Genomic DNA, 15,190 nt, shown 5'->3' on the forward strand with positions numbered 1-15,190 from the left:
CGTCACGCCCGCTTGCGGCGCCATGAATACACAACAACCCCAGCAATCACCACAATAAGAATTGCAATCGGAATCCAGTTTTTTAATTCAGATAAATCCGTCCATTCTTTTTTCTCTACTTCTTGCGGCTTTTCCGTTTCACTTTCCGAAAAATGTCCCACCTTCAAACTTTTCAACCCAAATTGCTTTTGCAATGACGTTAAAATCATGTCCTTGCTTTTCTTAAATTGTTCCTTGTTCGCTTTCTTTTCGCCGACACCAAACAATCCAGGGTTTCCTAACGACTGCAGCGCCTTATCAAATTCATCCCTCAACTGCTTGTCAAGGGCTGCGTCTTTCGCCTGCACGATTGGAGAAAGCGCTTCGTATGTAGCAAATGCCTTCGCTAATAACCGTTTGCTCGTATCATATTGCTCAAAATTTTTCTCGATATTTTCCAACCGGCGTGCAACATTTAAAACAAGAATTTTTTCCATATTTTTTAAAACAGCTTTTTTATCCTTTTTATCAAGCGCCGATAATACTGCTTGTGAAGGCTCCGTTCCCATATGCATATCAATTTCCTCTTTGACCGTTTCGAAAATTTTGCGCGCCTCCGCAAAGTTTGGCGGCTGTTCGTTTAACTTTTCCGACATTTGTTTATAAACTTCTGCTACTTTTTCTTCATTCGGGTCGCCATAGGAGTACGCAAAAGCAGAAATCGGAACACTATTGAGAATGAATATCATCGCTAGAGAAAAAAACAAACAAAATCGCCTCATTATCAATCTCCTCCTACATCATCAATGATAATGATTATCATCTTCTATGTCAATATACTCATGAAAAAACTCCCTTTCCTGTTCGGAAAAAGGAAAGGGACTACGAACATTGTTTTTCAGTTATGCTTGGAAGACGGTGGGCGTCTTCATCAATTACCACTTTTTTTACCGGCCGCCGCATCTCCTTCCAAATCGCTGGAATAACAGCCGTGACATACGCTCGAAATTTAATAAATGACTGTCCCGTTGTCCGCACTTGATAGCGAATCGGCACTTCTTTTACGCGAAATCCTTTGCGGACTAAATTTAACGTAATCACTTGCGCGTAGTTATAATCATGGATGATCTCGGCGTGCTCCATCGCTTGCCGGGAAAAGGCGCGCATTCCCGATTGACCGTCATAAATCCATGTTCGAAGAAGAAGCGATTGCAGAAATGTAAAGAAGTAATTGCCAAGACGGCGATGCCATTTCATCCCGCGAATCGTGCCAAGAAAGCGCGAACCCATCGTATAGTCCGCTTCTCCAGCAAAAATCGGAGCAAGCAAATCCGGGATTTGTTCTGCCGGATATTCGTTATCCGCATCAATCATCACGCCGATATCCGCACCGAGACGGAGACATTCCCGCAATCCTTGACGTACAGCGGCACCAAGCCCGCGGTTTTCCTGCATTTGATAAATGTAATCAGCACCCGCTTCTCTCGCGGCTGCTGCTGTGTTATCGGTCGAACCATCATCAATCACTAATACTTTCACATCCACACAAGGATGAAAATGGCGGGGAATCTTGCGAATGACCTCGCCAATCGATTGTTCCTCATTATACGCTGGTAAAAAGACGATCACTTTTTGCTTCTTCATCCTCTGCTTCCCTCTTTCGAATCGCTTCCGTTAGTACGGGCCCGCGGCTATGGCTAGGATACGGAGCGCCCAGCAAATAAGCAATCGTCGGCGCCACGGACACCAAACTTTTCTTTTCATCGATCCGCTTTCCTTGCTCAATGGCCGGGCCATATAAGAAGAATGGCACAAATCGTTCTCCTTCATCCAAATGCCCGTGTCCTCCGATGCCGTCCGCTTGTCCGTGATCGGCGCAAATGATTAACGTTGCGTTTTTTAATTTTCCTTTCTGTTCGAGCCACTCAACGTACTCCTTGATAAGCGCGTCCGCTTCTTCTATTTTTTGAAGATATTCCTCGTATAATACACCGCGGCTGTGCCCTGTTTGGTCTGTGGCAATTAATTGAACGATGAGCAAATCAGGATCTTGTTCTTCCATAATGCGTTTGGCGCGTTCAATGATGTTACGGTCAGCTACGTCATTATGCATGACCGCTGTTACCGTTTCGACATCATCTCCAAACGAATCGACGAGATGGGCAATGCCAAGCAGCCGTCCCGTTTTCCCTACTTTCCTTAGTGAATCAAAAATGCTTTCTACTTTGATGCCAAGCTTCCATACCATGTTAGAGCGGATGCCGTGTTCAAACGGATAGGTTCCGGTAAACATCGACGTAAAACAAACGACCGTCCGCGCCGGATAGACCGTCTCCATTTGGGCAAACTCCGTCCCATGTTGCCGCAGCCATTTTAAAAATGGCGCATTGGCTTGCTCAAACCGATCTTTCCGCATGCCGTCGATGACAATCACAATGACTTTCTCATTGATTGGCTCTTTTGGAACGCTGGCATTATTGGTGTATGTCGGAATAATTTTTGGCTTCCAGTCAAATAATTGGCTGTGCAAGAGGAAAGAAAACAAAAAAACACCCGCATAATAGAACGCAAAGCCGGCAAGAGAAAGATCGCCTGCCTCCCCTTCCAGCTGTATGTACACATATTGCCAAATCGACAAAAGCAGCAAAAATTTCGGCAGCTGTTCTTGCGCGTTTCCGCTTGTCGAATCACTATTTTTCAACACTAACTTCCAAAAACGGGTAAAATTCCACCATGATGTACCAATGCGCAAATGATAGTAAAGCGTTCCCCAAAAAAAGACGGTAAAGAAAAAATATAGACCCAGCGCCAGGCCTAACAGCTTAAGGTCGGCAAACTGCCAAACGATTAAAAACACAACGTATGGAATCCATAAATAATTTCGCAAAAATAACGGATAGTCGTACATATAATAGATGATAAAAAGTGGAAGCACCGCGAGAAAACCTAAGAGCCAGTGCTTCATATGCTCGATGGTGCCGAAATCGGCAAGATGGTAGATCGCCATCGTCCCGATAACGAAAATCGGTGTAAACGGTTTTCCCTCGTTCAGCAAATTCCAACATCGCGCCGCTACTTTTTCCAATCTTGAAGCTTCTTTCATCGTTTCTCCCTTCCTTTTTTCCAAGCCGCCCAGACGAACGAAATATCTCTTGGAGACATAAACAGTACGGCAATGCCAACCAAATAAGAAAACGCAAATTTAAACGCATGGGTCATCATCGCAGCCATATACGCGCCGCTCCAGTCCGGTACGATTCTCGTAATTGCAAACGCCATTACCGCTTCATACGTCCCCAGCCCGCCTGGAGCGATTTGAAACACTTGGCCAGAAACAGTAATGCTGTTGACCCACGCGGATTCTAAAAATGTTAACGACATTCCAAGCGTGTTGGTCATCTCATAAATGACAACCGCCTCACACAGCCAGCTAAGCGCAATCATACTCACCATATAGACGCCTCGTCTTCCTCTTAACGCGCTTTTTATCATGTGATAGTGTTTACGAATCCATTCCACATCCGATTTGCGTAACAACAAAATAGCAATTGCACAAACACCGATTATTCCGACAACACCAATAACCGTTGCGTTTATTGCAGGAAAACGATGGACGTATGCATACATTCCCCATGCGGACAAAAGGCATAAAACAAGCATGTCCAAAAGCCGCATCACCGCCACCGAATGAATGGCTTCATCGACAGAAACGTCCTTTTGTTTTGCTAAAACAGCGACACGGGCAATATCGCCTACTTTGAACGGAGCGATATGATTAATGAGCAAACTGAAAAAGATGCCTTTGGCGTATACAATCAAAGAAATTGGTTTTCCTACGTATGACTTCCATGCCAGCGCCCTTAGCCAAAAAGAAGCGCCGTATATGATCAACATCCATGCCAGCGTGTCCGGTCTTTGAAAAAGCAGGTAGAGCTGCCTAAGAAGCTCTTCTCCATCGAAATAGCGATATGTCAGCCATAGAAAAACAAGGGCAAGCCCGGCTCCGGCCAGCCTCACCACTATCGTTGCGTGCTTACGTTTCATACATCCTTGCCCACGCGACCGTCCGCGCAAGCCCGTCCTCGAACGTTACGCTTGGTTTGTATCCGAACGCCCGCTCTGCTTTCGTAATGTCTGCCCATGTCGCTTTCACATCTCCCTTTCGCTCCGGAGCGTATCTCACCTTCATCGTTGGAAAATGCGTTTTAAGTTCTTGCAGCAATCGCTCCATCGTGATTGGGCGCCCCGATCCTAAATTAAATACATCATTTCCGCCTCGACGGCCGAGCGCCGCTATCATTCCGCTGACGACATCGTCCACAAACGTATAGTCTCTTGCTGTCTGTGTTCCGTACACGACAATCTCTTCGTCATGCAACAGATGGCGGATAAACTTGCTGATTGCCATATCCGGACGGCCCCACGGACCGTATACGGTAAAATAGCGAAAAATCGTCATCTGATAGCCGAATAGATGGGCATACGCATGGCAAAACGACTCCGCTCCGTATTTTGCGGCGGCATATGGCGAAACGACTTCTCCCGTTGCCATCTCTTCTTTCAGCGGTACGTTTCCTTGATTGCCGTAGACGGACGAAGAAGAGGCGAATAACACATGCCCGACTCCGGCTTCCCCCGATGCCTTTAACACGTTAATCGTCGCTTTAATATCATAATCGACATAATCAAGCGGCTTAAGAAGCGAATTGGGAACGCCCGGCAGCGCCGCTAAATGATATACACAGTCCGGCTGATAGCGGCGAAACAATTTTTCCGTTTTTTCACCATCTAATAAGTCAATGCGATAAACGGGAAGACTTCCTCCCGTCAACTCACGAAATTGCCGATTTTTTCGTTCCACAGAGTAATAAGGATGAAAATTATCAATGACCGCCACATTGTGCCCAAACGAGAGCAATTTAGCAACAAGATGGCTGCCGATAAACCCGGCTCCCCCTGTAACGAGAATTTTCAATGGATTCACCTCAAAATCGATTAATTCCTACTAGCATATTACCATACAGTTTTGCTTCATAAGAAGGCAAAAAACCTTGCTAAAGAACAAGGTTTTTTGCCTTATCGTTATTTTGCCTTTTCAATAACAGTGTTTAACGTTGCTTCTAATTGAGAAAGAAGTTTTTCTCCCTCTGCTTTATTTTTTGTTTTTGCCGCCTCAAGGTAGCGCTGCGCCTGATCATTCAATGACGCATAAGCTTGATCGCCTAACAGCGTTTTTAAGTCACTTTCCATCATATTAATAAATAAAGCGCCTTCTAACGCAGTAATCACCGATTTATCTTGCCCCCAGCTTTCTTTGCTTTCTTCATATTCATGAAGCGCCACCTTTGCCCAGCCGCGGACAAACGCTTTATTGATCGCTGCCGGATCTAGGGTTTTCACATCTGTTTGCAAATCAAATTGTTTTAAAATGTAGTCCGCTTCTTCTGGCGCATGCTTTTTCATATATGGATATACAGATTGATAAAATGCCCATCCTTCCGCTTGTTCGACTTTCGCTTCTTTTTCATCCTGCTTCGCCGCATTTGCCGCCTTTGAAGCATAGCCGTGCGGAAGCGCGCCTGTCGCTAAATAAAAGGTTTTCATCAACGTTTTATCCACGACTTGCTTTCCTAAGGAGAATGCGAGCAAATCGTCTTTCGCGGCGGCATCTTCAATTTGTGCAAACGCTCCATTAATCGCGTCCGCTAACTTTGTTCCATAAGCGGCGTCACGCTTTTCTACCGTTGGCTGTAAAATCGCGTAAAACTGCTTCGCTTCTTCGATCTCTTCTTTCACCGCTTCTTTATTTGCCCAATTTTCCTCTACTTCAGTAAACTCATGCTTGATTGTCGTATAAAATACTTTTTGCATAAGCTTATCAAAGATTTGTTTGACGACTACTGGATCGAGCGAGCCATCTTTTCCTGCTGCGAGCGCAGTAGTAATATGCTGGTCAATCGTATCTTGAAATTCGGCGTCACGTTTTTGCACAAGCGTCTGTAAATTTTCTTCATATAGTTTTGTTACTTTATCAAAGTCAACTTTTTGCCCTTGCTTTGCTTTTTCCAGCTCGGCAATCGCCTGTTTAAACACATCGGCATAGTTTATTTCTTCTTTTTTCTCTGTTTCCGCTGGCTTTTCTTCTTTTTGTTCAGCGGCTGTTTGTTCTTTTTCCTTTGTTTTGGTTGTTGCCGTTTCCTCGCTGTTTGAGCAAGCTCCCATCATTACCGCAAACGCTGTAAAAACAGCAAGCAGCTTCCATTTCACTGACATTATGTATCCCCCCGACGCTTATTTGATAATGATTTTCATTAACACAAATTGATTATAATAGATAATGATTATCAGAGTCAATCATGTTTTCCATAAAAGAAAAGAGCTTGCCGTTGTTTTGGCAAGCTCTGCTATTGTATTATACTTTGATAAATGAAGGGAAAAACTCATTCCCGACAATTTCTCCTTGGATAGACGATGCGGCTTGTTTTCCATGATTTAACGGTAAGTTCAGCTGCCCGGTATGCTTCTTCTAAATGCGGGCAACCGGACAAAATAAAGTATTGGAAATAAAAAAGAGATTCAGACAATATATTGCCTGAATCTTTTTGAAGAAAAATGAATTATACGTGTTTTTCCAATAGTTGAACAAGCGCTTCTTTCGGCTGATAGCCGATCGTTTTGTCAACAAGCTCGCCATTTTTGAAAACAAGCAATGTTGGAATGCTCATCACGCCGAACTTAGACGCTGTTTCTGGGTTTTCGTCGACGTTTACTTTTACGATTTTTACTTTGTCGCCCATTACTTGATCTACTTCTTCAAGAACCGGCGCAACCATGCGGCAAGGTCCACACCATGGCGCCCAGAAATCGACTAATGTTAGGCCTTCTTTCGTTTCTGCCGCAAATGTTTGATCTGTCGCATTTACAATCGCCATTTTAAATTCCTCCTATTCGCTATGATACTGTAAGCAAAGTATATCACGTAATGGAGTTTAGTGCGAATATTTTGCTTCGTTTCTAATATTCGCTTTCCGGCAGGAATTATGCCTTCGAGCAGACAGCAGAAAACGAGCAAAGCAATTCGCTTTGCCCGTTTCGTAAAAAATTTATGAATGCACTTTTAATTTTTTAAATTCTTCCGTTAACAACGGAACAACTTCAAACAAATCTCCGACAATACCGTAATCAGCGACTTTGAAAATGTTTGCCTCTGGGTCTTTGTTAATCGCTACGATGACTTTCGAGTTCGACATACCAGCTAAATGTTGAATCGCTCCGGAAATCCCGCAGGCGATATAAAGGTCTGGCGTAACGACTTTCCCAGTTTGGCCGATTTGAAGCGAATAATCGCAATATCCCGCGTCGCACGCACCGCGTGATGCACCGACAGCACCGCCTAATACTTCGGCAAGCTCTTGCAGCGGCTTAAAGCCTTCCGCGCTTTTCACACCGCGTCCGCCGGCAACGATGACTTTCGCCTCAGATAGGTCGACTCCTTCCGCTGTTTTACGAACGACTTCTTTTACGATTGTACGCAAATCTTTAATGTCGACAGAAACGTTCGATACTTCTCCGGAACGCGATTCATCACGTTCTAACGGTTGAATGTTGTTCGGACGAACAGTGACAAAAATGACGCCGTCTGTAACGATTTTCTTTTCAAACGCTTTTCCAGAGTAAATCGGACGTGTAAAGATAAGGTTGCCCCCAGCTTCTTCCACAGACACCACGTCGGAAACAAGGCCAGAGTTTAATTTGACCGCTAATTTCGGCGATAAGTCTTTTCCTAATGAGGTATGGCCCAATACGATCCCTTCTGGGTTTTCCGCGTCAATCACTGCTTTCAGTGCTTGAGAATAGCCGTCAGATGTATAATTTTTTAAATTTGGATGCTCTACCACAACGACGCGGTCGGCGCCGTGGAAAAATAACTCATTGGCATACGATTGGACGCTTTCGCCGACAAGGACGGATACGACTTCCCCGCCTTGGGCAATCGTTTTTGCCGCTGCGATCGCCTCAAACGAAACGTTTCTTAATGATCCATCACGAACTTCTGCTAACGTCAGTACTTTGCGTGCCATCTTTCAGTCCCCCTATTATGAAAAATTACACCACTTTTGCTTCTGAACGTAAAAGTTGAACAAGCTCTTTTACTTGATCAGCGATTTCACCTTGAAGAATTTTTCCCGCTTCTCTTTTTGGCGGCAAGAATATTTCGATCGTTTTCGTTTTCGCCGCAACATCGTCTTCATCCAAATCCAAGTCATCTAATTCCAATTCATCTAGCGGTTTCTTTTTCGCCTTCATAATGCCTGGAAGCGAAGGATAGCGCGGCTCGTTAAGTCCTTGTTGCGCTGTCACAAGCAGTGGAAGCGACGTTTCGATCACTTCTTCGTCTCCTTCCACATCGCGGACGATCGTTACTTTATCGCCGTCAATATCTAGTTTCGTAATTGTCGTCACATACGGGATTCCCAGCAATTCCGCTACGCGCGGACCAACTTGTCCCGAACCGCCGTCAATGGCGACATTTCCTGCCAAAATCAAATCAGGGTTTTTGTCTTTTAAATATTCGGCAAGAACTTTCGCCGTTGTGTATTGATCTTGTTCTTCAACATCTTCTTCAATATTAATGAGCACCGCCTTATCGCAGCCCATCGCTAGCGCCGTACGCAATTCTTTTTCCGCATCCTCATTGCCCACCGTTACAACTGTTACTTCACCGCCATGTTTGTCGCGTACTTGAATCGCTTCCTCAATTGCGTATTCATCGTACGGGTTGATAATAAATTCTGCTCCTTCTTCGTTTACTCTGCCATCTGCAATCGTAATTTTTTCTTCTGTATCGAATGTGCGCTTCATTAAGACGAAAATGTTCATGTGAGTCCCTCCTTGTTTTGATTAAACATTACTTCAGTTTTAAAGATTCCGTCAATTAAAAACATTATTTACCATGAAAGACCGGCGGACGCTTTTCAATGAACGCTTGCACTCCTTCTTTCGCGTCTTCTGTTGTGAACATGCTTCCAAACAGCTCCGCTTCCTCACGCACTGCTTCCTGGAATGGTTTTTCTTTAAAAGAATTTAAAAGCTGCAATGTAGCGCGAACCGAAATCGGGCCTTTTTGCGCGATTTTTTTCGCCAGTTTTTTTGCTTCCTCGAGCAATTGTTCTTCTGGCACCGCTTTGTTTGCTAATCCCCACTGCACCGCTTCTGCTCCGGTAATCGGCTCGCTCGTCAACATCATCTCAGCCGCTTTGCCGAAGCCGACGTAGCGAGGAAGCCGCTGCGTGCCGGCAAAGCCAGGTATGATGCCAAGCTGCAGCTCTGGCAGGCCGAGTTTGGCGTTTTCGGAAACAATGCGGATATGGCAGCTCATCGCCAGCTCCAGTCCACCGCCTAGCGCTGCGCCATGGATGGCCGCAATCACTGGCTTTGGAAAGCGCTCGATTCGTTCCAACACTTGCTGTCCATTTTGCGACAGCGCTGTCGCTTCATCGCTGGACGCTATAGAAGTAAACTCTTTAATATCCGCTCCTGCGGAGAAAAATCTTCCTTCGCCGTGAAGAAGCACAACACGGACGTTATCATCCGCCTCCAGCTCATCGAGCAAAGCTGAAAGCTCTTTCAATACAGCGGATGAAAGAGCGTTTGCCGGCGGACGAGAAAACGTTACGTCCGCGACAAACTCTTCTTTATGGATACGAAAAAATTCCATCTCCTCTTCTCCCCCTTTAAACAAATATGCTGTCTTACGAAGATGCACAACCCTTTGTTAACAATTCATACACTGGATTTGCTAATGCGACTAGATCATACTTTTGCTCGTTCATTACCCATGTCGTCACTGTTTCGTCAATCGCTCCAAAAATCATTTGCCTTGCAAGCCGAATATCTAAATCACGGCGAAACTCGCCTTTTTCGATTCCTTCTTTTACAATTTCGTCAATAATGCGCAAATATCTTTTTAACACATCGTTAATGCGATGTCGCAATTCTTTGTTCGATTGACGCAATTCCAGTTGAGTAACGACGGCTAAATGATGATCTGCGGCCAGTGATTCAAAATGTTTCTTTACTAATACGTACAATTTCTCTAAAGGACTCGAAATTCCTGCTATCTCTTGTTCAATTTTCTCAATAAAGGAGCCCATTTTTTCCTCAAATACCGATATAAGAATGTCTTCTTTATTTTTAAAATAAAGATAAATCGTGCCGTCTGCGACCCCGGCTCGTTTCGCGATTTTTGATACTTGCGCCTGGTGGTATCCATTTTCAGCAATCACTACCACCGCTGCATCGATAATTTGTTTAAATTTTGGCTTATCTCTCCTCAACATTCATTCTCCTTTACAAAAAACATGAATGATCGTTCATTCATGTTTTCATTTTAAGGACTCCTTATTTATTTTGTCAAGATGATCTTTTGCAAAAACTTCAACAATCTTCATCCTTTCTTCATTTCTTCCTCCAGCAATGCTCTTCGCAAAATTTTCCCAACCGCTGTTTTTGGAAGTTCTTTGCGAAATTCGTACATTCGCGGCACTTTATATGCCGCCAATCGGCTTCGCATAAATTGGTCCAATTCCTCTTGTGTGCATTGTTCTCCTTGTTTAAGAACGACAAACGCCTTTACCGTTTCTCCACGATATTCATCTGGAACGCCAATAACTACTGCTTCCTGCACTTTTGGATGTTCATATAATACTTCTTCCACTTCACGTGGATAAATGTTGTAGCCGCTTGCAATAATCATATCTTTTTTCCGGTCGACGATATAGAAATAACCGCGCTCATCCATATAACCAACATCTCCCGTATATAACCATCCGTCACGTAAAACATTCTCTGTTTCATGCGGCTGATTCCAGTATCCTTTCATCACTTGCGGTCCGCGAATAATAAGTTCACCAATTTCATTGGCTTTTGCTTCTTCCCCTGTTTCCAATGATATAATTTTCGCTTCCGTATCTGGCCATGGCACTCCGATGCTTCCTTTTACCCGTTCCCCGTCCCATACAAAATTGCTGTGAGTAACAGGCGATGCTTCCGTCAACCCATATCCTTCAATCAGTTTTCCGCCAGTCAATTTTTCAAATTTTTCCTGAACTTCCACTGGCAATGGTGCTGATCCGCTAATGCATACTTTGATCGATGACAAATCATAGCGCGATAAATTCGGGTGATTTAAAAGCGCAATATACATCGTTGGCGCTCCAGGAAACAACGTTGGTCTTAGTTTTTCAATCGTTTTTAATGTTGTTTCCGCATCAAATTTCGGCAAAAGAATCATTTTATACGCTTGCATAATCGCTAAATTCATGATCGTTGTCATGCCATATACATGGAAAAACGGCAAAACTCCCAAAATCGACTCTGTTCCTTTTCCGCATCGATACATCCAATGAGCGCACATCAACGTATTGGCGATTAAATTTCGGTGCGTAAGCATGGCCGCTTTTGGAACGCCGGTTGTTCCTCCGGTATACTGCAATAACGCGACATCTTCAACAGGGTCGATCTCCACATTTGGCTCCATTGCGTTCGGACGGGCTATTATTTTTGAAAATAGATGCTGGTCGCTCCGTTCTTCCACTTTGACAATCACTGGCTGCTGCTTCCGCTGCATGAATGGATATAGCCATTTTTTTATCGTTGGCAAATAGTCTTTAATGCTCGTAATAATAAGATGTTTCACTTTTGTATTTGCTTTTACTTTCGCTGCTTTTGGATAAAGCATATCTAATGTGATGAGCACCGTCGCTCCGCTGTCGTTTAGCTGATATTCCAATTCGTGCTCCGTATAAAGCGGATTGGTCTGCACGACAATGCCGCCCGCGAACAGCACACCATAATAGCTGATAACCGCTTGTGGACAGTTTGGCAGCATAATCGACACACGATCCCCTTTTTGCAGTCCGATTTGTTTCAAATAATTTGCCAATGTGAGCGCCTGTTCATAAACTTCACGGAATGTAAGCGTTTTCCCAAAGAAATAAATCGCATCATGCTCGCCAAATTCCGCCGCCGTTTCCCGCAAGTAATCAGGCAATGTTTTATTAGGATAGTCAAGGTGATGCGGAATTTCCGGCGGATAATGAGTAAGCCATGGTTTTTCCATCGTACTCCCCCATATCAAAAAATTTCAGATGGTTTATTTTTATTTTATTACACTTTTTCGAATTTTACATCAAAAAAAAAAACGCCCTATCTCATAGGGCGTTAAAAAAACAAATAGATGACGCCGATAAGAACAAAAAACACACATAGTATAAACAATAATTTTGCCAATGTTTCCATCGTTTTGTTTTTCCACGCTAAATAGACGATGCCAATGATCAAAAAAATTCCACATAAAACAAGCAACATTCTTACTAATGTCTCCATCTTTTAACTCCCTTTACCGAATTCCTTCTCCAATAACAAACGATAAGCCGATGGAAATAACCATGGAAATCAGCCCAACCGCCCGATTGTCTTTCGCAATCTCTTCGTCGATATTAAACTTTGGAGTAAGAAACTCATAAATAAAATACGCAACGAGTAGCAAAATAAAGCCATACACTCCCCAGCCGATCATCGCCAGCAGTGATTCATGATGGCGAAGAGCATAGCGAAAAATATTGGCAATACCAAAAATTTTCCCGCCTGTTGCCATCGCCACCGCGACATTTCCTTTTTGAATCTCTTCCCAATTTTTATATTTTGTCACTAGCTCAAATATAGTTAAAAACACGACCATGCATAAAACAGCCACGCTAAAATTGGCGGCAATCTTTACGATTTCGTTTTCCCAAAACGAACTCATCACGTTCTCTCCTCGTCATTTCAGTTCGACAATCGTTACCCCTGTTCCTCCTTCATTTGCTTCACCAAAATGGAAGTTTTTCACAGAGCGATGCTTTTTCAAAAATTCTTGCACCCCTTTGCGAAGCGCTCCTGTCCCTTTTCCGTGAATGATCGAAACGCGAGGATATCCCGCTAAAAGCGCATCATCAATATATTTTTCTAAACGGACTATCGCATCTTCGTACCGTTCCCCGCGCAAGTCAAGCTCCAATCCGACATGATAGTCTTTTCCTTTTACGGTAGCGAGCGGTTTTGTCTCCGTTTTCGGCGCACTGCCGATATATTCTAAATCCCGTTCGTTGATTTTCATCTTTAAAATGCCGAGCTGTACTTGCCACTCATCATCAGAAACCTTTTCCACAAGATATCCTTTTTGATTTAAACTTGTCACTTTTACTTCATCGCCAGGCTGAAAGGCGTGCTGCGTCTGTTTTTTTCTTTCTTTTTTCTTCTTCTCTAATGTTGGAATCGCTTCTTCTAGGCGTTTTTTCGCCTCAATCAGTTCATGCTCTTTAATTTCCGCTTGTTTTTCTTTTTGCATTCGGCGAAGTTCGCGAATAATTCGCTCGGCCTCTTGCTGGGAAGCGCGGACGATGTCGGCTGCTTTCCGTTTCGCTTCTTCTATTATTTCATCGCGTTTTTCATGAAGTTCTTCCCATTTTTGCTCCCAATCGCTGCGGAGTTTTTCCGCTTCCATGCGCGCTTCTTTTGCTTTTTTCTCTTCCTCTTCCGCCCGCTTCTTGCTTTGTTCTAGCGAAGCGATCATATTTTCCACTTTGTTGCTTTCTGCGCTAATATGCGATTTTGCCCGTTCGATAATGCGCTCATCGAGTCCAAGCCGCTTCGATATTTCAAAGGCATTGCTTCGCCCTGGGATGCCAATCAATAACTTATACGTCGGACGAAGCGTTTCGGTGTCAAATTCGACACTTGCATTGATCACGCCGTCACGATTGTATCCGTATGCTTTTAACTCCGGATAATGGGTGGTCGCCACCGTACGTGCTCCGCGCCCGTGCACTTCATCTAAAATGGCGATCGCCAACGCCGCGCCTTCTTGCGGATCGGTTCCCGCACCTAATTCATCGAATAAAACGAGACTTTCATGATCAACGTTGCGTAAAATATCAACGATATTGACCATATGAGAAGAAAATGTGCTTAAACTTTGTTCAATCGATTGCTCATCCCCGATATCCGCATAGACGGAACGGAATACTGCTAATTCAGAACCATCGAGCGCAGGAATAAATAAGCCTGCTTGCGCCATCAATGTCAATAATCCGATCGTTTTTAATGTGACTGTTTTCCCGCCGGTGTTTGGACCGGTAATAACGATCGTTGTATAGTCTTTGCCAAGCTCAATGTCATTCGGAACAACAACGTCCTGGTCAATGAGCGGATGGCGCGCCTGTAATAACCGGATATAGCCGCGATCATTCATCACAGGCTTTGTCGCTTTCAATTTATTGGCATATTTTGCTTTGGCGAAAATAAAATCGAGCTGTGCCAATATGTCGACATTTTCGAGCAATGCTTCCGCGTGTTCGGCTACAATGCTTGTCAACTCCGTTAAAATCCGCTCAATTTCTCGTTTCTCTTTGACACGCGCTTCTTGGAGCTGGTTATTTAATTCTACCACTGCTTGCGGTTCAATAAACAATGTTGCTCCCGAAGCCGATTGATCATGGACGATGCCGCCGTAAACACCGCGATACTCCTGCTTTACTGGAATGACGTAGCGGTCGTTGCGAATCGTAATAATCGCATCAGATAACATTTTTTGCGCCGACTGCGAACGAATGATATTCTCCAATTTTTCGCGCACCCGCGCCTCAGTTGTTCGAAGCTGCTGGCGGATAGAACGCAACCGTTCGCTCGCATGATCCATCACTTCACCATGATCATCAATACAGCGTTCAATGGCCTGTTGCACTTCCGGAAGCGCAGCAAGTTTTTCCGCATAGCCTGCCAAATGAGGAAACTCTTCTTTCTCTTCATGCAGCGATTCAATAAACTGCTTCAATTGCCGGCTTGCAGAAATGGTGCTCGCAATATCTAAAAGCTCATGCGGACTAAGCGTTCCGCCGATTTTCGCACGCTTGAGGCTTGCGCGGATGTCAAAAATGCCGCCGAGCGGAACGTGCCCGCGCAGACGAAGCGCGGCTACCGCCTCGTCTGTTTCTTCTTGCCAGTTTGTGACCTCGGCAAAATGCGAAGAAGGAAATAGTTTTTCTACCTTTTCTTTTCCTAATGACGAAGATACATGTTCTAATAACTGCTCTTTTACTTTATCAAATTCTAATACGTGAAGCACTCTTGTATGCACGGATGAAAAACCTCCATCTGAAAATTGTCAACC

General features: G+C 44.2%; 15 protein-coding genes. All 15 read right to left on the reverse strand.

All coding sequences use genetic code 11. The features are described 5' to 3' along the window. Positions 1–2: 2 nt before the first annotated feature. Positions 3–761 (reverse strand): hypothetical protein, encoded by a 759-nt coding sequence (locus DER53_RS00950; RefSeq protein ID WP_062753119.1) that lies wholly within the window; start codon positions 759–761, stop codon positions 3–5. Positions 762–861: 100 nt separating this feature from the next. Beyond that, the gene (locus tag DER53_RS00955) at positions 862–1,623 is read right to left on the reverse strand and encodes a glycosyltransferase family 2 protein (RefSeq protein ID WP_062753121.1); all 762 of its coding nucleotides are present in this window, start codon (positions 1,621–1,623) and stop codon (positions 862–864) included. Then, a complete protein-coding gene (locus tag DER53_RS00960) occupies positions 1,583–3,082 on the reverse strand; it encodes an alkaline phosphatase family protein (RefSeq protein WP_062753122.1) in 1,500 nt (499 codons plus the stop codon). The genes DER53_RS00955 and DER53_RS00960 overlap by 41 nt, the downstream gene beginning before the upstream one ends. Next, the gene (locus DER53_RS00965) at positions 3,079–4,023 is read right to left on the reverse strand and encodes a lysylphosphatidylglycerol synthase transmembrane domain-containing protein (protein WP_062753124.1); all 945 of its coding nucleotides are present in this window, start codon (positions 4,021–4,023) and stop codon (positions 3,079–3,081) included. The genes DER53_RS00960 and DER53_RS00965 overlap by 4 nt, the downstream gene beginning before the upstream one ends. Further along, the gene (locus DER53_RS00970) at positions 4,013–4,954 is read right to left on the reverse strand and encodes an NAD-dependent epimerase/dehydratase family protein (RefSeq protein WP_062753126.1); all 942 of its coding nucleotides are present in this window, start codon (positions 4,952–4,954) and stop codon (positions 4,013–4,015) included. The genes DER53_RS00965 and DER53_RS00970 overlap by 11 nt, the downstream gene beginning before the upstream one ends. A gap of 107 nt (positions 4,955–5,061) precedes the next feature. Next, complete coding sequence (locus DER53_RS00975) at positions 5,062–6,252, reverse strand: hypothetical protein (protein WP_062753128.1); 1,191 nt, start codon at positions 6,250–6,252, stop codon at positions 5,062–5,064. Between the two features lie 344 nt (positions 6,253–6,596). Beyond that, positions 6,597–6,911 (reverse strand): thioredoxin, encoded by a 315-nt coding sequence (gene trxA, locus DER53_RS00985; RefSeq protein WP_015864729.1) that lies wholly within the window; start codon positions 6,909–6,911, stop codon positions 6,597–6,599. Positions 6,912–7,082: 171 nt separating this feature from the next. Then, positions 7,083–8,060, reverse strand: a complete 978-nt coding sequence (locus DER53_RS00990) for an electron transfer flavoprotein subunit alpha/FixB family protein (protein WP_062753129.1) — start codon at positions 8,058–8,060, stop codon at positions 7,083–7,085. 25 nt (positions 8,061–8,085) lie between these two features. Beyond that, a complete protein-coding gene (locus DER53_RS00995) occupies positions 8,086–8,859 on the reverse strand; it encodes an electron transfer flavoprotein subunit beta/FixA family protein (RefSeq protein ID WP_015864731.1) in 774 nt (257 codons plus the stop codon). A 64-nt stretch (positions 8,860–8,923) separates the two neighbouring features. Continuing rightward, entirely contained in the window at positions 8,924–9,697 is a 774-nt protein-coding gene (locus tag DER53_RS01000; protein ID WP_062677856.1) for an enoyl-CoA hydratase, read from the reverse strand. 34 nt (positions 9,698–9,731) lie between these two features. Beyond that, entirely contained in the window at positions 9,732–10,316 is a 585-nt protein-coding gene (locus tag DER53_RS01005; RefSeq protein ID WP_062753238.1) for a fatty acid metabolism transcriptional regulator FadR, read from the reverse strand. Positions 10,317–10,426: 110 nt separating this feature from the next. Further along, the gene (locus tag DER53_RS01010) at positions 10,427–12,100 is read right to left on the reverse strand and encodes a long-chain-fatty-acid--CoA ligase (RefSeq protein ID WP_062753131.1); all 1,674 of its coding nucleotides are present in this window, start codon (positions 12,098–12,100) and stop codon (positions 10,427–10,429) included. A gap of 101 nt (positions 12,101–12,201) precedes the next feature. Then, positions 12,202–12,366: a hypothetical protein gene (locus DER53_RS01015; RefSeq protein WP_167317814.1), complete on the reverse strand. Its 165-nt coding sequence runs from the start codon at positions 12,364–12,366 to the stop codon at positions 12,202–12,204. A 13-nt stretch (positions 12,367–12,379) separates the two neighbouring features. Continuing rightward, positions 12,380–12,787 carry a DUF350 domain-containing protein gene (locus tag DER53_RS01020; protein ID WP_015864736.1) on the reverse strand — a complete coding sequence of 136 codons (408 nt, stop codon included), beginning with the start codon at positions 12,785–12,787 and terminating at the stop codon, positions 12,380–12,382. A 15-nt stretch (positions 12,788–12,802) separates the two neighbouring features. Then, positions 12,803–15,157, reverse strand: a complete 2,355-nt coding sequence (locus DER53_RS01025) for an endonuclease MutS2 (protein ID WP_015864737.1) — start codon at positions 15,155–15,157, stop codon at positions 12,803–12,805. Positions 15,158–15,190: the final 33 nt, after the last annotated feature.

The sequence above is a fragment of the Parageobacillus toebii NBRC 107807 genome, assembly GCF_003688615.2.
GTDB lineage: Bacteria > Bacillota > Bacilli > Bacillales > Anoxybacillaceae > Parageobacillus_B > Parageobacillus_B toebii.

Excerpts from the sequence above, each read along its gene's own strand:
- DER53_RS01020 (WP_015864736.1), bottom strand. The coding sequence starts at position 12,787 with ATGAGTTCGTTTTGGGAAAACGAAATCGTAAAGATTGCCGCCAATTTT.
- DER53_RS00965 (WP_062753124.1), bottom strand. The coding sequence starts at position 4,023 with ATGAAACGTAAGCACGCAACGATAGTGGTGAGGCTGGCCGGAGCCGGG.
- DER53_RS01010 (WP_062753131.1), bottom strand. The coding sequence starts at position 12,100 with ATGGAAAAACCATGGCTTACTCATTATCCGCCGGAAATTCCGCATCAC.
- DER53_RS00950 (WP_062753119.1), bottom strand. The coding sequence starts at position 761 with ATGAGGCGATTTTGTTTGTTTTTTTCTCTAGCGATGATATTCATTCTC.
- trxA (WP_015864729.1), bottom strand. The coding sequence starts at position 6,911 with ATGGCGATTGTAAATGCGACAGATCAAACATTTGCGGCAGAAACGAAA.
- DER53_RS00995 (WP_015864731.1), bottom strand. The coding sequence starts at position 8,859 with ATGAACATTTTCGTCTTAATGAAGCGCACATTCGATACAGAAGAAAAA.
- DER53_RS01015 (WP_167317814.1), bottom strand. The coding sequence starts at position 12,366 with ATGGAGACATTAGTAAGAATGTTGCTTGTTTTATGTGGAATTTTTTTG.
- DER53_RS00975 (WP_062753128.1), bottom strand. The coding sequence starts at position 6,252 with ATGTCAGTGAAATGGAAGCTGCTTGCTGTTTTTACAGCGTTTGCGGTA.
- DER53_RS01000 (WP_062677856.1), bottom strand. The coding sequence starts at position 9,697 with ATGGAATTTTTTCGTATCCATAAAGAAGAGTTTGTCGCGGACGTAACG.
- DER53_RS00990 (WP_062753129.1), bottom strand. The coding sequence starts at position 8,060 with ATGGCACGCAAAGTACTGACGTTAGCAGAAGTTCGTGATGGATCATTA.
- DER53_RS00955 (WP_062753121.1), bottom strand. The coding sequence starts at position 1,623 with ATGAAGAAGCAAAAAGTGATCGTCTTTTTACCAGCGTATAATGAGGAA.
- DER53_RS00960 (WP_062753122.1), bottom strand. The coding sequence starts at position 3,082 with ATGAAAGAAGCTTCAAGATTGGAAAAAGTAGCGGCGCGATGTTGGAAT.